This window comes from Lysobacter capsici (assembly GCF_014779555.2).
Lineage (GTDB): Bacteria > Pseudomonadota > Gammaproteobacteria > Xanthomonadales > Xanthomonadaceae > Lysobacter > Lysobacter capsici.
This window is the reverse complement of sequence record NZ_CP094357.1, coordinates 4,846,587-4,866,423: the sequence shown is the minus strand read 5'-3', so window position 1 is coordinate 4,866,423 and position 19,837 is coordinate 4,846,587. Positions and strand designations below refer to the sequence as shown.

Annotated in this window: 13 protein-coding genes; 8 read left to right on the top strand and 5 right to left on the bottom strand. The window is 67.4% G+C overall.

Annotated elements, in window-relative coordinates; all coding sequences use genetic code 11:
• The first annotated feature begins 19 nt into the window (after window positions 1–19).
• A complete protein-coding gene (locus tag IEQ11_RS19970) occupies window positions 20–736 on the top strand; it encodes an ankyrin repeat domain-containing protein (RefSeq protein ID WP_191823429.1) in 717 nt (238 codons plus the stop codon).
• 52 nt (window positions 737–788) lie between these two features.
• Here the strand turns inward: IEQ11_RS19970 and IEQ11_RS19965 are convergent, their stop codons facing one another.
• The 4 genes from IEQ11_RS19965 to IEQ11_RS19950 all read right to left on the bottom strand — a co-directional run bounded on the left by IEQ11_RS19965 (window position 789) and on the right by IEQ11_RS19950 (window position 6,324).
• Window positions 789–1,319: a hypothetical protein gene (locus tag IEQ11_RS19965; protein WP_191823428.1), complete on the bottom strand. Its 531-nt coding sequence runs from the start codon at window positions 1,317–1,319 to the stop codon at window positions 789–791.
• Between the two features lie 7 nt (window positions 1,320–1,326).
• Window positions 1,327–4,092 carry a valine--tRNA ligase gene (locus tag IEQ11_RS19960; protein WP_191823427.1) on the bottom strand — a complete coding sequence of 922 codons (2,766 nt, stop codon included), beginning with the start codon at window positions 4,090–4,092 and terminating at the stop codon, window positions 1,327–1,329.
• A gap of 150 nt (window positions 4,093–4,242) precedes the next feature.
• Window positions 4,243–4,668, bottom strand: a complete 426-nt coding sequence (locus IEQ11_RS19955) for a DNA polymerase III subunit chi (RefSeq protein WP_057922486.1) — start codon at window positions 4,666–4,668, stop codon at window positions 4,243–4,245.
• 183 nt (window positions 4,669–4,851) lie between these two features.
• Window positions 4,852–6,324, bottom strand: coding sequence for a leucyl aminopeptidase (locus tag IEQ11_RS19950; RefSeq protein ID WP_046657834.1), 1,473 nt, complete (start codon window positions 6,322–6,324; stop codon window positions 4,852–4,854).
• 309 nt (window positions 6,325–6,633) lie between these two features.
• On the opposite strand from IEQ11_RS19950, the gene lptF reads away from it, so the two are divergent.
• Together lptF and lptG are read left to right on the top strand one after the other, a co-directional pair.
• Window positions 6,634–7,716 carry an LPS export ABC transporter permease LptF gene (gene lptF / locus IEQ11_RS19945; protein WP_036104751.1) on the top strand — a complete coding sequence of 361 codons (1,083 nt, stop codon included), beginning with the start codon at window positions 6,634–6,636 and terminating at the stop codon, window positions 7,714–7,716.
• Entirely contained in the window at window positions 7,713–8,813 is a 1,101-nt protein-coding gene (lptG, locus tag IEQ11_RS19940) for an LPS export ABC transporter permease LptG (protein ID WP_036104749.1), read from the top strand. The genes lptF and lptG overlap by 4 nt, the downstream gene beginning before the upstream one ends.
• A 166-nt stretch (window positions 8,814–8,979) precedes the next feature.
• Here lptG and IEQ11_RS19935 read toward each other — a convergent pair whose 3' ends face one another.
• Window positions 8,980–9,468 carry an RDD family protein gene (locus IEQ11_RS19935; RefSeq protein WP_191823426.1) on the bottom strand — a complete coding sequence of 163 codons (489 nt, stop codon included), beginning with the start codon at window positions 9,466–9,468 and terminating at the stop codon, window positions 8,980–8,982.
• 145 nt (window positions 9,469–9,613) lie between these two features.
• Here IEQ11_RS19935 and xerD point away from each other — a divergent pair, with 145 nt between their 5' ends.
• The 5 genes from xerD to IEQ11_RS19910 all read left to right on the top strand — a co-directional run bounded on the left by xerD (window position 9,614) and on the right by IEQ11_RS19910 (window position 19,802).
• Complete coding sequence (xerD, locus tag IEQ11_RS19930; protein ID WP_036104744.1) at window positions 9,614–10,561, top strand: site-specific tyrosine recombinase XerD; 948 nt, start codon at window positions 9,614–9,616, stop codon at window positions 10,559–10,561.
• 920 nt (window positions 10,562–11,481) lie between these two features.
• Window positions 11,482–12,369, top strand: coding sequence for a DsbC family protein (locus tag IEQ11_RS19925; RefSeq protein ID WP_096415665.1), 888 nt, complete (start codon window positions 11,482–11,484; stop codon window positions 12,367–12,369).
• 163 nt (window positions 12,370–12,532) lie between these two features.
• Complete coding sequence (locus IEQ11_RS19920; RefSeq protein ID WP_191822088.1) at window positions 12,533–13,162, top strand: hypothetical protein; 630 nt, start codon at window positions 12,533–12,535, stop codon at window positions 13,160–13,162.
• A gap of 149 nt (window positions 13,163–13,311) precedes the next feature.
• Window positions 13,312–17,418 carry a phosphoribosylformylglycinamidine synthase gene (gene purL / locus IEQ11_RS19915; RefSeq protein WP_191822087.1) on the top strand — a complete coding sequence of 1,369 codons (4,107 nt, stop codon included), beginning with the start codon at window positions 13,312–13,314 and terminating at the stop codon, window positions 17,416–17,418.
• A 146-nt stretch (window positions 17,419–17,564) separates the two neighbouring features.
• The gene (locus IEQ11_RS19910; RefSeq protein WP_191822086.1) at window positions 17,565–19,802 is read left to right on the top strand and encodes a glycoside hydrolase family protein; all 2,238 of its coding nucleotides are present in this window, start codon (window positions 17,565–17,567) and stop codon (window positions 19,800–19,802) included.
• Window positions 19,803–19,837 lie beyond the last annotated feature (35 nt).

The following is a 19,837-nucleotide window of genomic DNA, read 5'->3' as shown; positions in this document are numbered from 1 at the left end:
GAGCGCCTGGAGACTTTCTATGAATTCCACGCTGTTGAAATTTTCGGTTAGCGGGCTGTTTGTGTTTGCGATCGTCGCGGCACCCGCATTCGCGCACGATCCAACGGGGCCGACTCAAGCCGCGGCTCCTGGCGCACACGCGCAAGCGAACCCGCATGCCGCGTCGCAGCCCGATCACGGCCACGCCGCGCCCACGGCGCATAACGCGACAGCGATTGATTCGTCCACGCTCGCGAGCCAGGACCTGAGTCGTTACCTGTTCGACGCCGCCCGCGCCGGCGATGTCGACGTGCTCAAGTCGCTGCTGGCGCGCGGGGTGCGGGTCGATGCGCGCGACGAACGTGGTTCGACCGCGTTGATCCTCGCCGCGTACTACGGCAAGACCGATGCGGTGCGGGCGTTGCTGGAAGCCGGCGCCTCGCCGAACCTGGGCGACAGTGCGCGCGGCAATACCGCGCTGATGGGCGCGTTGTTCAAGGGCGAGATCGAAAGCGCGCGGCGCTTGCTCGCCGATCCGCGCACCGACGTGAACGCGCGCAACGCCGCCGGCCAGACCGCGGCGATGTTCGCGGCCTTGTTCGGCCGCGCCGATCTGGTCGAAGCCTTGGCCGCGCGTCAGGCCGACTTCGCCCTCACCGATGCCAGCGGCGCCACCGCCGAAACGCTGGCGCGCGCGCAGCGCAATGCGGCGCTGGCGGATCGATTGGCGGTGTTGAGTCGCGGGCGGGGCGGCTGAAAGTCCGGGAATCGGGAATCGGTATCCGTCGCGTTGGATGCCTCCGTGCCCGTCACGCCGAATAGAGTTCGGCCGGAATGCCATTGAACGCCGGTCCGGCCATCGACGCGCCTTCGAGCGAGTCGACCTGATCGAGCGCCTGGCTGACCGCATTGACGGTCGACGCGCGGGTGGCGATGGCGCGAAAACGATCGCGCGGGCCGTCGTGGTACATGCGCATCGCCGTGGTCGCGGCCAAAGCGAACAACGGTTCGCGTTCGCTTGGAATCGAGCGCCATTCGCCGTCGGCGCTTCGCGCCGAAAACGTCTGCGCCATCTCCATGCCGGCGCAGCTTGGTATATGCGCGACCAGCACTAGGCCGAAGGCCTCGGGGATCACGTCGACCAACCGGCGCGCGGTCAGCGGATGCCCAGCCAGCGCGAGCATGTCGGCTTCGATCGCGTTGTCCGGGCGTTCGCCCTGGCCGAACACCTCGATGGCCGCCGCGACGAGTTCGGGGGTCAGCGCGAGCGGCGGCAGCGGGCCGTCGCCGCGCCCGTTACCGCCAGGACCCTTGAACCGAGCCAGCAGACGTCGCGGCACGCGTGGCTCAGTCCAGCTTCGCGCGCTGCGCGGTCAGCCCCTCGAGCTGTACGTTCCAGTCGACCAGACGCTTGCGCTCCTGTTCGACCACCGCCGCCGGCGCGTTCTGCACGAAGGTCTCGCTGGACAGCTTGCCCCGGCTCTTGCCGATCTCGCCGTCGACGCGCTTGATTTCCTTGTCCAGGCGCACGCGCTCGGCATCGAGCTTGTCGGCCGGCAGCGGCACCAGCAAGGTCAGTTCGCCGACCACCGCGGGCGCGGCCGGCGGCGCCGATGCGGCGTCGTCGACGAATTCGATCCGGTCGAGCTTGTTGAGGAACTTGAGCTGCGAAGCGAACCGCTCGCCGCGCGCGCGATCGCGGGCGTCGCCCTTGGTCAGCAGCAGCGTCACCAGATCCGACGGCTTGACGTTCAGCTCGCTGCGCACCTTGCGCAGCGCCGACACCATCGCCTTGAGCCATTCGATGTCGCTTTCGGCCTGGGCGTAATCGCCGTCGAACTGCGACGCCTGCGGATACGGGCGCAGCATCACCGTGGTTTCGGCGATGCCGAGCTTCGGCGCGACCTGCTGCCACAGTTCCTCGGTCACGAACGGGATCAGCGGGTGCAGCAGCGATAGCAGGCGCTCGAGCACGTACAGCAGGGTGTGGCGGGTGCTGTCGGCGGCCGCGGCGTCTTCGCCCTGCAGCGCCGGCTTAGACAGTTCGACGAACCAGTCGCAGAACGCGTTCCAGGCGAATTCGTACAGCGACTGCGAGAGCAGGTCGAAGCGGTACGCGGCGAAATGCGTTTCCGCTTCGGCCGAAGCCTTGGCCAGTTGCGCCAGGATCCAGCGCTCGGCGTCCGTCTTCGGCTGCGGCGCGCCGCTGAAGCTCGCGCCTTCGGTGTTCATCAGCACGAAGCGCGTGGCGTTCCACAGCTTGTTGCAGAAATTCTTGTAGCCTTCGGCGCGGCTCAGATCGAACTTGATGTCGCGGCCATGCGTCGCCAGCGCGGCGATGGTGAAGCGCAGCGCGTCGGTGCCGAACGCGGGAATGCCTTCGGGGAATTCCTTGCGCGTGGCTTTCTCGATCTTCTCGGCGTGCTTGGGATTCATCAGGCCGGTGGTGCGCTTGGCGACCAGGTTTTCAAGCGAAATACCGTCGATCAGGTCGATCGGGTCGAGCACATTGCCCTTCGATTTCGCCATCTTCTGGCCGAACTGATCGCGCACCAGGCCGGTGATGTACACGTCCTTGAACGGGATCTGCCCGGTGAAGTGGTCGGTCAGCATGATCATGCGGGCGACCCAGAAGAAGATGATGTCGAAACCGGTGACCAGCACCGACGACGGCACGAAGCGCTCGAACCCGCGCGCGCCCATCGTCGCCTCATCCGGCCAGCCCATCGTGCTGAACGGCCACAGGCCCGAGGAGAACCAGGTCTCCAGCACATCGTTGTCCTGATGCAGGGCGACGTCGGCGCCGATGCCGCCGCGCGCGCGCGCATCGGCCTCGTCGCGGCCGACATAGATCTTGCCGTCGGCGTCGTACCACGCCGGAATGCGATGGCCCCACCACAGCTGGCGGCTGATGCACCAATCCTGGATGTTCTCCATCCAGTGGCGATAGGTGTTGATCCAGTTCGGCGGGACGAAACGGATGTCGCCCTTCTCGACCAGTTCCAGGCCGCGCTTGGCCAGGCCGTCCATCTGCACGAACCACTGGTCGGTCAGATACGGTTCGATCACCTGGTTGGTGCGGTCGCCGCGCGGCACCTGCAGCTTGTGCGGCTTGGTTTCGACGAGGATGCCTTCGGCTTCCAGATCGGCGAGCACGACCTTGCGCGCTTCGTAACGATCCAGGCCGACGTACTTCGCCGGCGCGTTGTCGTTGACCGCCGCGTCGGGGGTGAAGATGTTGATCATCGGCAGGCCGTGGCGCTGGCCGACCGCGTAGTCGTTGAAGTCGTGCGCGGGCGTGACCTTGACCACGCCGGTGCCGAATTCGCGGTCGACGTAGCTGTCGGCGATGATCGGAATCTCGCGCGCGCTCAGCGGCAGCGTGACGGTCTTGCCGATCAGGTGCTGATAGCGCTCATCGTCCGGATGGACCATGACCGCGGTGTCGCCGAGCATGGTTTCCGGGCGCGTGGTCGCGACCACCAGCGTGGCGCTGCCGTCGCTGAGCGGGTAGGCGATCGACCACAGGAAGCCGTCTTCTTCTTCGTTGATCACTTCCAGGTCGGAGATCGCGGTCTTCAGCACCGGGTCCCAGTTGACCAGGCGCTGGCCGCGGTAGATCAGGCCTTGCTCGTGCATGCGCACGAACGCTTCGATCACCGCGTTCGACGCGATCGGGTCCATGGTGAACATCGAGCGCGACCAGTCGCCGGAGGTGCCCAGTCGGCGCATCTGCCGTTCGATGGTGTCGCCGGACTGGCCCTTCCATTCCCACACTTTCTCGATGAAACCGTCGCGGCCCAGGCCATCGCGGGTCAGGCCGTCGGCGCCGAGATTGCGCGCCACCACCATCTCGGTGGCGATGCCGGCGTGGTCGGTGCCCATCTGCCACAGCGTGTCGTAGCCGCGCATGCGGTAGTAGCGGATCAGCGCGTCCTGCAGGGTGTGCTGAAACGCATGACCCATGTGCAGGGTGCCGGTGACGTTCGGCGGCGGCAGCAGGATGGAATAGGGCTCGCCCTCGCCGCGCGGCTTGAATACGCCGCTGCTTTCCCACTGTTCGTACAGGCGGGTTTCGAACTGTTTGGGGTCGTAGCTGGGGGCGAGGGACATAGGGGCGAGAATCGGGAATGGGGAATGGGGAATCGAGAAGCCGGGAATCGGGAATCGAGAAAGCAACAGCGGCAGCGATCAGATGGGGCGGGCGAAGAATGGGCGGAAGGCTTTTACGACTCCCGATTCCCCATTCCCGATTCCCGGCCCTCACATATCGTGCTTATTCAAAGCCAACCCGCGCGCCTGGTACTGCTTCCAGCGCTCGCGCAGCGGGCCGCGCGCGGAGTCGTCGGCGGGGACCACTTCGAGCACGCGCTCGAAGCCGTCGGCGACCGCGGCATCGCGCAGGTTGATGACCAGGGCGCGCAATGCGGCTTGCGAGTCGGGCGTGGCGATCAGCACGTCGGCTTCGTCCTCGTCCTCGTCCATGCCGGCGATCTGGTGCGGGATGTAGGCGTCCTCGCCCATGTCCCACAGCATGTCGTCGAGCTGTTCGGCCTGCTCGGCGCTGCGCGCCAGGATCAGCGTCGACAGCCCGGCGTCGTGCGCCTTGCGCGTCAGCTCGCAGACCAACCGAAGCGGTTCTTGTTTGAAGCGCGGCGATTGGATCAGGTAGAAGTCAGCGCGGGGCATGAGGGGCGGCCGGGAATCGGGAATGGGGAATAGGGAATCGGTCGAAGCGAAAAGCGGGAGACGGGAAGCGGGAAGCGTGAGACGGAAACCGGTCGCCGGGTAGGCGCACTGCCGACTCCCGATTCCCGGCTCTTGGGAGCCGGTCGCGACGCAAGCGCTCTACCGATTCCCGATTCCCGATTCTCAATTCCCGGTTCTTTCCAGCAACCACTGCGACAGCAAGCCCACCGGCCGGCCGGTCGCCAGGCCGCGCTTGCCTTCTTCGTTGGATACGCCGGCGATGTCCAGATGCGCCCAGCGCTGGCCTTCGGTGAAGCGCGCCAGGAAGCAGCCGGCGGTGATCGCGCCGGCCCAGCGGCCGCCGATGTTGTAGACGTCGGCGAAGGCCGATTCGAGCTGGGTCTGGTATTCGTCCCACAGCGGCAGGCGCCAGGCGCGGTCGAACACTTCCTCGCCGGCGCTGAGCAGTTCGGCCGACAGGTCGTCGTCCTTGCTCATCAGGCCGGTGGCGAACTTGCCCAGCGCGACCACGCAGGCGCCGGTCAGGGTCGCCACGTCGAGCAGCGCCTGCGGTTCGAACCGTTGCGCGTAGGTCAGCGCGTCGCACAGGATCAGGCGGCCCTCGGCATCGGTGTTGCCGACTTCGATGGTCTTGCCGGACATGCTGGTGAGCACGTCGGAGGGGCGGTAGGCGTCGGCGTCGGGCATGTTCTCCACCGCCGGCACGATCACCACCAGGTTGATCGGCAATTGCATGCCGACCGCCGACACGAACGCGCCCATCACGCTGGCGGCGCCGCACATGTCGAACTTCATTTCCTCGATGCCGCCCTGGACCTTCAGGTTGATGCCGCCGGTGTCGAAGGTGATGCCCTTGCCGACCATCACGTAGGGCTTGGCGTCGCCGCCGTTGCTGTACTTGAGCACGATCAGCTTGGGCGGATTGGCCGAGCCGCGCGCGACCGCGAGCAGCGAGCCCATGCCCAGTTCCTGCATCTGCTCGCGATCGAGCACTTCGCAGTCGGTGCTGTCGAAGCGGGCGGCGAACTCCTGCGCCTGCTGGGCCAGATAGGCCGGGTTGCACACGTTCGGCGGCAGGTTGCCCAGTTCGCGCGCGAACTGCACACCGGCGGCGATCGCCTGGCCCTGGGCCAGCGCGGTCGCGTCCGAGCCGCTGATCGACAGCGTGCGCAGACCGGGCTCGTCCTTCTTCTTGCCCAGGGTGGCGGTGTAGCGGTAGCAGGCGTGATCGGCGGCGATCGCGGCCTGACGGATCGCCCAGGCGGCATCGCGGCCGGCGACCGGCTCTTCGCTGATGGTGAAGATCGCGTGCGCGACCGGACCGGCCTTGAGCGCGCGGGCGGCGTCGCCGACCGCCTTGAGGTACTGGGCGACGCCGAACTTGCCGGCCTCGCCCAGGCCGACCACCAGCACGCGCGGCGAGGCCACGCCGGGCAGGTCGTGCAGCAGCGAGGTCTTGCCGGTCTTGCCGCTGATGTCGCCGCGCTCCAGCAGCGCGGTCAGGCGTCCGCCGCTGGCTTCATCCAGCGTTCGCGCGGTAGCCGTCAGGGTCTTGTCGGCAAAGGCGCCTACCACGACGCAGTCGGTTTGAGCGGCGGCGGACGCGTCGCGGTTCAGGTCGAATTCGAGGGTCATCCAACAGATTCCCGAGCAGATAAGAGGTTGTGTACGTACAATCGATCGGCTTTGCGCGATGCGGTGAACCGGGGCGGAAGCCGCGGAACCCGCATCGCCCATATCGCACCGGTGATCGCGTCAGAGGTGACTCTGGCGCCAGCGATGCACCCGCAGTGGTAACGCTGGCACCAGCGGTAAATCTGGGGCCTGTGCCGCGCAACCCCAACCCGGGGCGATCGCGGTCCGGCCGGCCGTCGAACGAACTCCCGAGTTTAAAGCAAGCCCGCCCGATGCCGAAGCCCAACCCGAAGCGCGCCTTCCTACCCGATGCTCAAGCTTGACCGATACCTCTCCGGCGAATTCGCCCAGGCGATCTTCGCCACCCTGGTGGTGCTGCTGATCGTAAGCGTCGGCGGCGCCTTCACCGACGTGCTCGAGGACATCGCCAAGGGCAAGGTCCCGGCCGGGATGATGCTGATCCAGCTGGGCCTGGTGCTGATCAAGTGGCTGCCGCTGATCCTGCCGCTGGCGCTGATGCTGGGGCTGATGCTCGGTATCGGCCGGCTCTATCGCGATTCGGAAATGCCGGTGATCTCGTCGATCGGCGTGGGCCCGCGCCGGCTGCTCAAGCCGCTGCTGCTGGTGGCCGGGCCGATCATCCTGCTGGTCGGCGCCTGCTCGCTGTGGCTGGGGCCCTGGGCCGACCGGGCCTCGCGGCAGATGATCAACGAGGCCAATCGCAGCCTGGTCGTGGCCGGCCTGGAGCCGGGCGCCTTCACCGGCCTGCCGGGCGACAACGGCGTGATCTACGTGGGCGCGATGTCCGACGACGGCACCCGATTCGAGCGCATCTTCATCTACCGCCACAAGCCCGGCCGCCAGGACGTGACCACGTCCAAGAGCGGCCGCCTGACCGTGGACGCCAACGGCGACCGCTACCTGACCCTCGACGACGGTTTCGAGGTCGAAGGCCCGGTCGACGGCAGCCTGAACTTCCGCCTGATGCGCTATGTCAGCAACGACGTGCTGCTGCCGGCCAGCGAGAACCGCTACGACCCCAAATCGCCGGAAATGCTCAACACCGTCCAGCTGATCGGCGATCCGCGCCGCGAGGCCGCGGCCCAGCTGCATTACCGGATCGCGCCGCCGCTGCTGGCGCTGGCGTTCGCGCTGCTGGCGGTGCCGCTGGCGCGCAGCACGCCGCGCCAAGCCCGTTACGGGACCATGCTGATCGGCTTTCTGGCTTATCTGATCGGCAACAATTTCATGATGATGGGCACCGGCTGGATCGAGGACGGCAAGACCCCGGCCGCGCTGGGCCTGTGGTGGCTGACCTTGCCGATGCTGGCGGTGACGTCCTGGATGTATTTCCGTGACGGCCGGGTCGGCCGGCGCAGGGCGATCGTATGAAGCCGTTTCCGAAGATCCACGACGTCTATGTCGCCAAGGTCGTGCTCAGCACGGTGCTGCTGACCTGGGCGGTGCTGCTGGGCCTGGATTTCATGCTCAGCTTCGTCAACGAGTTCGGCGATGTCGGCAAGGGTCGCTACGGCGTGGTCCAGGCATTGGCCTACATGCTGCTGACCGTGCCGCGCCGCGCCTATGCGTTGTTCCCCTACGCCTCGGTGGTCGGTTCGCTGATGGCGCTGGGGCAGTTGGCGTCGACCTCCGAACTGACTGTGCTGCGCGCGATCGGCCTGTCGCGGCGGCGCCTGAGCATCGCGGTGGCCGGTTCGCTGGCGATCCTGACCGTGCTGATGGTGATCAACGGCGAGACCGTCGCGCCCGAAGGGCAGCGCCGCGCCGAATCGCTCAAGGCCGCGGCCAAGTCCAACAACCAAGTTGTGGCCGAGTACTCCGGGCTGTGGGCGCGCGAGGGCGACGTGATCCTCAGCGCGAGCCAGGGCCAGGAACGCAGCGCCGGCAACGACCGCTGGCTGGAGCTGCGCGACGTCAGCCTGTACCAGTTCGGTACCGACGGCCGTCTGGTCTCGATCGCGGTCGCCGGCATCGCCGAGCACCGTCCGGGCGGCTGGCTGCTGCGCAACGTCACCCGCACCACCTTCCATGCCAAGTCGGCCGAGAAGGTGCAGATTCCCGAGGAGCGCTGGGAGTCCAAGCTCGACAGCTCGGCCTTGATGAGCGGCACCAACCGGCCGCGTTATCTGACCGCCAAGGCGCTGCACAAGGCGATCGAGGACCGTCAGCGCAATCAGCTCGATGCCGGCGAATTCGAGGCGCACTACTGGGGCCGCTGGTTCTATCCGCTGAATGTGCTGGCGCTGTGCCTGGCGGCGGTACCGTTCGCGTTCGGCAGCCTGCGCAGCGGCGGCATGGGCAAGCGCTTGTTCATCGGCATCGTGTTCGCGCTGGTGTTCTGGCTGCTGCAGACCCAGTTCGTCGAGCTGGCCAAGGTGTTCCGCTTCGACTTCCGCCTGGCCTATCTGGCGCCGACGGTGGTGATGCTGGTGGTGTCGGCGCTGTTGTTCAGACGAAGATCGGGTTAGCGAGAGCGGTCGGAACGGGGCGTCAGCCGCGAACTGTGAGTGTGGTTTTCGGCCCTCGCGGTCGAGGCGGGACCGCCGCAAGAACGCGCGCGGCGATTGCGACGAGCCGGGGCTGAAAGCTCCACCGGCCCGGGTCTCGCGGTTTATGCCGCCGCTGGCGACACGCTTACTTTTTGCGCTTGGGCAAGCGGACCGTGCGGGTCCCGCTCGCGCGGTCGTGCCAGGTCAGGTGGTCGCGGTCGAACCAGGCCCACCAGAAGCCCAATCCCGCCGCGGCCAGCGACACGGTGCCGACGGCGTAGCGCAACCACAGCGCTTTCCAGCCGGGGGCCTGATCGCCCGCGCCGGTCACCTTCAGGCGCCACGGCCGCATGCCCAGGGTCTGGCCGCCGCGGCGCCAGCTCACCGTCGTATAGGCGCCCGCGAGCAGCCAGCACACCGTCCACTGCAGCGACCACCACAGCGTGTAGGGACGGATGTTTTCGTGGGTGTCGTGCCCGGCCAGGGTGAACGCCAGCACGAACGCAGCGCCGGCCAGCATCCACAAGGCCAGCACCGGCCAGAAGTCGTAGAACATCGACAGCAGCCGCCAGCCGATCAGGGCGGCGGGGCGGGCGGGCGCGGTGTCGGGGGCGGTCGGGTCGGGCGAAGTCATCGCGTCAGGATAAGCGAGGTCGGGTCGGGAACCACCCGCGCGGGCTTGCGGCATGGGCGTTGCACTCGTCGTCGCGGCGTTCGCCCGCGGCTTTCTCGCGCCTAGCGTCTTTGCCATTCCGCGGTCGCGGGCCGATCATGCCGGCATGAGTTCCACCACCCCCGCCGAACGCCGCGTCCAGGCCATGTCGCTGCCGCCGCTGGACGACGCCGACGCCATCGCCATCACTGCGTTCCTCGACACGATCTGGGCCGAGAACGGACTCGCGCAGCAGACCCTGGACAGCTACCGCCGCGACCTGGAGGGCCTGGCGCGCTGGCGCGACGGCGCCGGCCTGGCCGACGCCGATCGCACCGCGCTGTACGACTATCTGGCCTGGCGCGCCCGCGAAGGCTATTCGCCGCGCAGCAACGCCCGCCTGCTGTCGGCCTTGCGCGCGTTCTATGCCTTCCGGGTGCGGCGCGGCCAGCGCCAGGACGATCCCACCGCATTGCTGGCGCCGCCGAAACTGCCGCGCTCGCTGCCCAAGGCGCTGGCCGAAAGCCAGATCGACGCGCTGTTGAACACGCCCGACCTGGACACGCCGCTGGGCCTGCGCGACCGCGCCATGCTCGAGTTGATGTACGCCGCCGGCCTGCGCGTGAGCGAGCTGGTCAACCTGCCGGCGACCGCGCTCAACCTGCGTCAGGGCGTGCTGCGGGTGATGGGCAAGGGCAGCAAGGAGCGGCTGGTGCCGCTGGGCGAGGAGGCCCAGCACTGGCTGGAGCGCTACCTCGCCCAATCGCGGCCGCAACTGGCCGGCAAGCGCGCGCGCGCGCCGTTGTTCATCGAAGCCAGCGGCGAAGCCCCGACCCGGCAGGCCTTCTGGCATCTGGTCAAGCGTTACGCGGTGCTGGCCGGAATCGACCCGGCCAAGATCAGCCCGCACGGCCTGCGCCACAGCTTCGCCACCCACCTGCTCAACCACGGCGCCGACCTGCGCGCGCTGCAGATGCTGCTGGGGCACAGTTCTCTGTCGACTACCCAGATCTACACCTTGGTCGCGCGCGAACACTTGAAAAAGCTGCACGCGCGGCATCATCCGCGTGGGTGAAAGCAGGCGCTAACGCGGCACTGCCGCGTGCCTGCTTGAACGCCCGGCGCACTGCGCCGGGCCGGATTCGCAAGGACCAGTTCGCAGGTTTTACAACGAAGTTTCGCCACTGCCGCGTGCCTGCTTGAACGCCCGGCGCACTGCGCCGGGCCGGATTCGCAAGGACCAGTTCGCAGGTTTTACAACGAAGTTTCGCCACTGCCGCGTGCCTGCTTGAACGCCCGGCGCACTGCGCCGGGCCGGGTTCGCAAGGACCAGTTCGCAGGTTTTACAACGAAGTTTCGCCACTGCCGCGTGCCTGCTTGAACGCCCGGCGCACTGCGCCGGGCCGGATTCGCAAGGATCGGACTCGCGAGCACCGCGAAGAAATCATGTCGCTGGCTGCCGCTCAGGACAGCCCGTAAAGCCGATAACCGCGGCCATCTCAGAGCGGCACAGCCGCGACCGCGACATGGCGGTTGCGTCGTAACCCGCATGTCGCGGTCGCGGCTCGCGCCGCTCCTACAGGGTGGATCCGGGTTTCATCGCGGTTTGCAGGTGCGCCCCGCACTCGATCCGAGGAGGGAGTGCGTAACGAGCGGCCGAATCAGCGCCGCAGCCCCTGTAGGAGCGGCGCGAGCCGCGACCGCGTCAACACACTGGCGTCGCCGGCCTGAGGTCGCAAACGTAGTTCGAACAGCTCCTGCACCCGGCACCGGGCACCCAGCCCATTCCGCCGCAATCGCGATCCTGCGTGGCGCCAGCACGCCTACACGCACGCTTCCGATGCCCGGTGCGACCCAAACCGCGACCCCCATCGCCCCTTGGCCACGTGATACCCATCGCGGAACCACGATCCCGCCCCCGCCCGTGCCACAATCGGTCGAACCTATTCCCCGTCGGGGGGTCCAAGCCCCGACCCCAGAACGCCAAGGAATCGATTGATGAAGCGCATCCTATTTGCCCTGATCGGCGCGATCAGCCTGTCTGCCTGCGCGCAGGCGCCGCAGGGTGCCGCCGCGGCCGCCAAGACCGATCCGGCCAAGCCCGCCGCGGAAGCGTCGAAGGGCGCCGCGCCGAAGGTCGAGGCCGGCAGCGCCGACGCGCGCGCGGTCGACGCCATCCGCACCCTCAACCCCAACGTCACCATCGACAAGGTCGGCCCGGCGCCGATGCCGGGCTTCCGCGAAGCGCTGGCCCAGGGCCAGGTGGTGTACGTCAGCGACGACGGCCGTTACCTGTTCCTGCCCGGTTCCGGCGGCGCGCTGTTCGACACCCAGGTCAAGAAGAACCTCAGCGAAGACAGCTTGGCGGCGATGCGCAAGGATCTGGTCAAGACCATTCCGGCGAGCGAGCGCATCGTGTTCGCGCCGGCCAATCCCAAGCACACCGTCACCGTGTTCACCGACGTGGAATGCGGCTACTGCCGCAAGCTGCACAGCGAGATCGCCGAATACAACCGTCAGGGCATCGCGATCGAATACCTGGCGTTCCCGCGCATGGGCATCGGCAGCGACGACTACAAGAAGATGGTCTCGGTGTGGTGCGCCGCGGACCGCCGCAAGGCGCTGACCGACGCCAAGAGCGATCACGGCTCGGTCGCCAGCAAGGACTGCAAGAACACCGTCACCCAGCAGTACAACGTCGGCCAGCGCGCCGGCCTGACCGGCACCCCGATGATCCTGACCGCCGACGGCGTGCAGCTCGGCGGTTACGTCCCGCCGGCGCAGCTGCGCGAGGCGCTGGACAAGCTGGCGGCCGAGTCGAAGAAGCCGGCCGGCGCGGCCAAGCCGACCGCGGCGGTGGCCGCTCCGGTGGGCGGGCTGTAAGCCGAGCCGCTGCTGTAAGCCGGAGCGATCCGGTTCGTACCGCGAACAGGCCGCGCATTGCGCGGCCTGTTCGTTTTCGCGGGCGGGTGTGAGCGACATTCGGCGCACGCATCGGAACTCGCAGCAACGAGTGACGCGAGCGGCCTCGCGCCGGGAGTTCGAAGTGAGCACGGACCTCAGAAACCGATTCGATCAGACCCTGCAAGCAGCGTTGCAGGAGTTGTCGTTCGAAGGCCTGGCGTTCAAGGCCGGCAAGCGCAAGCTGCGGGTGTCGGCGCAGGGCGAGGCCGTCGCCGAGCTGAGCTTCGTCCATCTCGCCCGCGCCGACGGCGTGTATCTGCTGGCCCGGGTGTTCGACGGCGCCACCTGTCGCGCGCTCAGGGCGCTGGACCTGTCGCCGCTGAACATCGTCCTGTCGCAGGACCTGCTGCTGATCAGTTCGCTGTCGGAAGACGGCAAGCAGTTCGGCGACGAGGTCGGCGGCACCGTGCGGCTGTACCCGGCGATGGACCTGCAGGCGACCTGCGCCACGCTGGTGGACAAGCTCAAGGCCTTCCACCTGCGCCGGATCGCCGATTTCCTGGCGCTGTCGCCGCGGTTGCCCGACGACATCCTGCGCTATCCGGCCGACTACGCCTTTCCGGCCGCCACCGCCGCGCTCGCGTTCAAGGCGCAAGGTCGGGAAGCGGACTTCGCCGAGTTCGTGGCCAGGGCGAAGGCGAAGAAGTTCTGGGGTTTCACCCCGGCCTCGATCGTCCAGGCGCGCGAGCGGGTGTTCGGCTCCGCTGGTTGAGGCCCGCGGCCGGCCGGCGTGGGCAGGGCGCCTGATCGGCCCGCCCGGCGGTCCGCGACGCCGTCGTGGCAGCGGCCGGGCTCGCGGTCCGAAGCCCGGCCCTGGTTTTGGTTACAATACCGGGCCCTGCGTTGCACGGTTCCCCGGACATGATCGTCCTCGAGGGCCCCTCGGCCCTGTCTTCGTTCCGCCGCGAGCGTCTCCAAGCTCGCCTGTCCGCCCTTCATTCCAGCGTCCGCCTGTTAGACGCCTGGCCCGTGTACTGGGTCGAACCCGAAGCCGGCGCCTCGCCCGACGACGCGACCCTGCGCCGCATCCTGCAGGCCGAGCCAACCGAAGCGGTGCGCGAAAGCGAATCCATTTCGCGTTACGTAACCCCGCGCCTGGGCACGCTCTCGCCCTGGGCCAGCAAGGCCACCGAGCTGCTGCGCGGCGCCGGCCAGCCGGTCAAGCGGGTCGAACGCGGCACCCGCTACGACCTGAGCGGCTGGCCGAGCGATGCCGCCACCCAGGGCGCGCTGGCCAAGGTCCTGCACGACCCGATGACCCAGTCGCTGCTCGACACGAGCGACGACGCGGCCGCGCTGTTCTCGGTGCCGGCGCGCGGCGAGCTCGAACGCATCGCCCTGGACGAGCTGGAATCGGCCAATTCGCGCCTGGGCCTGGCCCTGGCCGACGACGAAATCGGCTACCTGCGCGAACGCTACACCGCGCTGGGCCGGATGCCGTCCGACGTCGAACTGATGATGTTCGCGCAGGCCAATTCCGAGCATTGCCGGCACAAGATCTTCAATGCCTCGTGGACGCTCGACGGTCGCGAACAGCAGTACTCGCTGTTCAAGATGATCAAGCACACCCACGCGCAGACCCCGGAAAACACCTTGTCGGCGTACAGCGACAACGCCGCGGTGGTCGAGGGTTATCCGGCGCGCCGGTTCCGGCCGCAGCCGGGCAGCCAGGCCTACAGCGCCGAGGCGCAGATCCCGTCGGCGTTCTGCATCAAGGTCGAAACCCATAACCACCCGACCGCGATCGCGCCGTTCCCCGGCGCCAGCACCGGCAACGGCGGCGAAATCCGCGACGAAGGCGCGACCGGCCGCGGCGGACGGCCCAAGGCCGGTCTGTGCGGTTTCAGCGTGTCGCACCTGCGCATCCCGACCTTGCCGCAGCCGTGGGAAAGCGAACGTTCGCTCAATCCGCGCATGGCGCCGGCGCTGGAGATCATGCTCGACGGCCCGATCGGCGCGGCCGCGTTCAACAACGAATTCGGCCGGCCGAACCTGGTCGGTTATTTCCGCAGCTTCGAATTGTCCGAAGGCGAAACCGCCAACGGCACGCTGACCCGCGCCTACGACAAGCCGATCATGCTCGCCGGCGGTCTGGGCGCGATCGATCGCGTGCAGGTGGCCAAGCTGGGCCTGAAACCCGGCCATGCGGTGATCGTGCTCGGCGGCCCGGCGATGCTGATCGGCCTGGGCGGCGGCGCGGCCAGTTCGGTCGCCTCCGGCGACAGCGCCGAGGACCTGGATTTCGCCAGCGTGCAGCGCGACAACCCGGAGATGGAACGCCGCTGCCAGGAAGTGATCGACCGCTGCGTCGCGCTCGGCGAAAACAACCCGATCGACAGTGCCCACGACGTCGGCGCCGGCGGTCTGTCCAACGCGATTCCCGAACTGCTGCACGACTCGGGCCTCGGCGGCGTGATCGATCTGGCGAAAGTGCCCAGCGACGATCCCTCCTTGTCGCCGATGCAGCTGTGGTGCAACGAATCGCAGGAACGCTACGTGCTGGGTTTGCCGGCCGATCGCGTGGCCGATTTCGCCGCGATCTGCGAGCGCGAGCGTTGCCCGTTCGCGGTGGTCGGTTACGCGACGGCGGAAGAACGCCTCGTGGTCGGTTATGGCGCGACGATCGAAAGCGTGTACGGCTCCGAGCATTCCCTTCTCCCGCCTACGGGAGAAGGTGCCCGAAGGGCGGATGAGGGCACGACGTCGCCGACGAACCCTCACCCCAACCCCTCTCCCGCAAGCGAGAGAGGGGCTCAAGCTCAGGACTGGCCCATCGATTTCCCGATGGACGTGCTGTTCGGCAAACCGCCGAAGATGCACCGCGACACCCGCCATCCCGCGGCCGCGCCGTGGCCGGCGCTGGACTGGGACGGGCTGGATCTGCGCGAAGCCGGCCTGCGCGTGCTCGCGCACCCGACCGTCGCGGCGAAGAACTTCCTCATCACCATCGGCGATCGCACCGTCGGCGGCCTGGTCGCGCGCGATCAGATGATCGGCCCGTGGCAGTTGCCGATGGCCGATTGCGCGATCACCTTGAGCGACTTCGACGGCTTCGTCGGCGAAGCGATGGCGGTCGGCGAACGCACCCCGCTGGCGCTGCTGGACGCGGCCGCGGCCGCGCGCATGGCGGTCGGCGAAGCGATCACCAACCTGTGCGCCGCGCCGGTCGAATCGCTCAACCGGATCAAGCTGTCGGCGAACTGGATGGCGGCGGCCTCGCATCCGGGCGAAGACGCGCTGCTGTTCGACGCGGTCAAGGCGGTCGGCCTGGAGCTGTGCCCGGAACTCGAACTGAGCATCCCGGTCGGCAAGGATTCGCTGTCGATGCAGGCGCAGTGGGCTGGGAATCGGGAATCGGGAATTGGGAATCGCGAAGGCGGATCGTCGCCGGTCGCGCATAAGTCCGTATCGCCGGTTTCGCTGATCGTCAGCGCGTTCGCGCCGGTGGTCGATGTGCGTCAGCAACTCACCCCGCTGTTGTCGCGCGAAGGCGATACCGAGTTGTGGCTGATCGGCTTGGGCGCGGGCAAGCAGCGTTTGGGTGGTTCGGTGCTGGCGCAGGTGCATCCGCAGGCGGTCTCGAAGCATTCGCACAGCGGCCTGCCCGCATTCGCCGGCCAGACCGGCGACGGCGCGCGGCATGAAAGCGGCGTGCCCGATCTCAACAGCCCGCAGCGTCTGCGCGATTTCTTCGAACTCATCCGCGACGCGCGCGAAGCCGGCCTGCTGCTGGCCTATCACGACCGCAGCGACGGCGGCGCGTTCGCGACCCTGGCAGAAATGGCGTTCTGCTCGCGCCTGGGCCTGGACATCAGCCTCGACGGCTGGGGCGAGGACCCGTTCCGCACCTTGTTCAACGAAGAACTCGGCGCGATCGTGCAGATCCACAACGACGACCGCGCCGAATTCGCCGACCTGATTTCGCGCCATGGTCTGATCGACTGCGCGCAGCGCATCGCCAAGCCGACCACGGCGCCGTCGATCCGGGTCAAGGACGACGGCAAGGTGCTGATGGAATGGCGCTGGGACGAATTGTTCGACGCGTGGTGGTCGACCAGCCATGCCTTGCAGAAGCTGCGCGACAACCCCGACTGCGCCGACGAGGAGCGCGCGATCGCGCGCGATTTCGCCGCGCCGGGCCTGAAGCCGAAGTTGAACTTCGACCCGAACGACGACATCGCCGCGCCGTTCATCAACACCGGCGCGCGGCCGAAGGTCGCGATCCTGCGCGAGCAGGGCGTCAACGGCCAGATCGAAATGGCCGCCGCGTTCGACCGCGCCGGCTTCGAAGCCTTCGACGTGCACATGAGCGACCTGATCAGCGGCCGCTTCGCGCTGCAGGACTTCAAGGGCTTCGCCGCCTGCGGCGGTTTCAGCTACGGCGACGTGCTCGGCGCCGGTCGCGGCTGGGCCACCAGCATTCTCGAGCGCAGCGCGCTGCGCGATGCCTTCGCCGCGTTCTTCGCCCGCGAAGACAGCTTCTCGTTGGGCGTGTGCAACGGCTGCCAGATGCTCGCCCAGCTCAAGCCGATCGTGCCGGGCGCCGAGCATTGGCCGGTGTTCCTGCGCAATCGCAGCGAGCAGTTCGAAGCGCGCCTGGGCCTGCTGGAAGTGGTCGAATCGCCGTCGCTGTTCCTGCGCGGCATGGCCGGTTCGCGCATTCCGGTCGCGGTCGCCCATGGCGAAGGCCGCGCCAGCTTCGCCAACAACCTCGACCGCGGCGCCGCCGACATCGCGCTGCGCTATATCGACGGCGAAGGCCGGGTGGCCGAGCAGTACCCGCTCAACCCGAACGGCTCGCCCGACGGCATCGCCGGCCTGACCAGCCGCGACGGCCGCGCGACCTTGCTGATGCCGCACCCCGAACGCACCCTGCGCAGCGCCAATTTCAGCTGGTCGCCGAAGGACTGGGCCGGCGACTCGCCGTGGCTGCGCATGTTCCGCAATGCGCGGGTGTGGGTGGGCTGATTCGTTCGCGGGATCGGACGGACTGAATCATCGCGCCCTTCGGGGCGTGGTGACTTCGTCGCGTGCAGCGTCGGTCGTCGACCGACGCAGGAATTGAGAATCGGCGGCCGCATACTATGCCCGCCTTCTTGATATGGACTTCGACGATGAAACATTCCAACTGCATCTGGTTGATGGTGCTGACGCTGCTGATGCCGCTGCAGTCGCTGGCGGCAAGCCAGTGGGCGAAGGAGGCCGAAGTCGTCTCGGGCGGCCAGGTGGTCGCCGATGAGGACGCCAGCAACGCGCAAGCGGTCACCCGCGCCGATGCCGGCATCTATACCTGGTGGACGCTCGATACCGCGGAGCTCAGTCACGGGCGTTACGCGATTTATGTGCGTGCTCGCTCACTGGACGGTCAGGCGCGTTCGTTCTCCGAGAGCGTCAAGATCGATGGGCAATTGGTCGACACCTTGTCGGCGACCGTCGACCATAGCGCCTATCGCTGGTACCGATTGGGTTTCTTCGATTTCGCCAATGGCCAGACGCTGCTGTTGGCGGACTGGTCGAGCCCGTCGCTGCAGGTGGACAAGCTCATCATCGAGCCGATCGTCTCCGCCGCCGGCGCCGACATCGCGGGCGGAAACCTGGTCGCCGATTCCGGCGCCAGTACCGGGCAGGCGATCGTCAGGCAGACGGCCGGGCCTTACACCTGGTATGTGCATTCGGTGTCTCCGCCGCACGGTAATTACTCGGTTTATGTGCGGGCGCGGGCGTTGGGCGCGGCGACCACGTTCACCCAGCACGTCGTAGTCAACGGCAAGACCGTTGCGGTGAAGGCGACGGAGATCGGCGATTCGAATTACCGCTGGGTACGCGCCGCGGACTTCGAATACACCGGTTCGAATCTGCGGCTGTCGGACTATTCCTCGCCGGGGCTGGCGGTGGATCGGGTCGCCCTGGTCCAGTCCAAGCCGAAGGACGAGACCTTGAGCCTGTATCACCTGTGGTACGGCAATGCGCATCTGGCCGGCATCCACACCCAGCAGGCCGAAGCGGTCGCCGGCGGTTCGGTGTTCGACGACGAACTCGCCGACGATGCGCGCGCGGTGTCGCGCGATTCGGTCGGCATCTATACCTATTGGACACCCGCGGCATCGCAACTGGTGGTCGGCCAGAGCTATACGGTCGACGTGCGCGCACGTTCGCTGGACGGCGGCACGCACAGCTTCGGCATGGTCGCCAGGTCCAACGGGAATGTGCTGGCCGAGAAATCCTCGGCCATCGGCAGCTCGGTCTATGGCTGGTACAAAGCGTTGAATTCGTTCGTCTATGACGGCGGCGCTTTGACCTTGGGCGATTGGTCCGACCCCGGCCTGGCGATCGATTCGATTCGCCTGACCCGTACCGCCGTGGAGACCTCGGGCGACGGCTATCGGCGCGTCGGCTTCTTCGCCCAAGGCAATCCTTCCGCGCCGGGGATCACCGAAACCGCGGCGCGCGTATCGATCGTGCCGGTGAATGCTCAAACCACCTATGCGTATTTCCGCGACAACGGGAGCACCGATCGTTACAAGGTCATGGTCGGGACATCGACGGACGCGGGCCTGAATTTCGAAGTGCGCGCACAGCCGGTGATCGATACGTCGACGACGTTGAATGTGCCCGGCTATGGTGTGATGGACAACGCTTACGATCCCTCGGTGATCCGGACGAGCGACGGCTACCAGATGGTGTTCGAAGCGTCTGGGCCGCAACAGCGCGTATCTTCGCTTCTGGCGCACTCGGCCGATGGACTCAACGGCTGGGACGTGCGCGGGCCGCTGGTCAAGTCGGCTCAATCCAATGGTAGCGCCAGCACCCCGAACCTGATCCGGCGCGCCGACTCGGGCGAGTTGTATCTGCAATGGGTGAACGTACATGAGTTCTCGCTTCTGACCAGCCGGCATCAGGCGTCGTTGAGTTACCTGACTACGTGGAATCCCGGCGCGGTATGGCCACAGCCGGCAGCGGTGTTCACCGACACCGACTTCGGCCAGCTGCCGCAAGCGGCGGCCGGGTCGTGGGACGACAAGAACTTCGGCTCCGGCAGCGTGCTGTTCGAGGACGGCATCTATTACATGGCTTACGAAGGCGCGAACCATCCGTTCTGCGAAGGCAATTGGGGAATCGGCATGGCGCGCAACAGCGAAGCGACGCTCGCCGATCCCGGCGCCTGGGAGAAGTCCTCGCTCAATCCCTGGCTCAAGGCCATCAACAGCGGCACTTGCTGGATCTCCTATCCGCATCTGAGCAAGCTCAACGGCCATTACTACCTGTATTACCAGCATCCCGAAATCGAATGGACGCCGACGGGACAGATCAACGACATCTATCGCAGGCGTATCTCGGTGGAGTCTGAATAGGGCCGCCAGTGCCGGCGCGGCAGCTGCGACCGTCA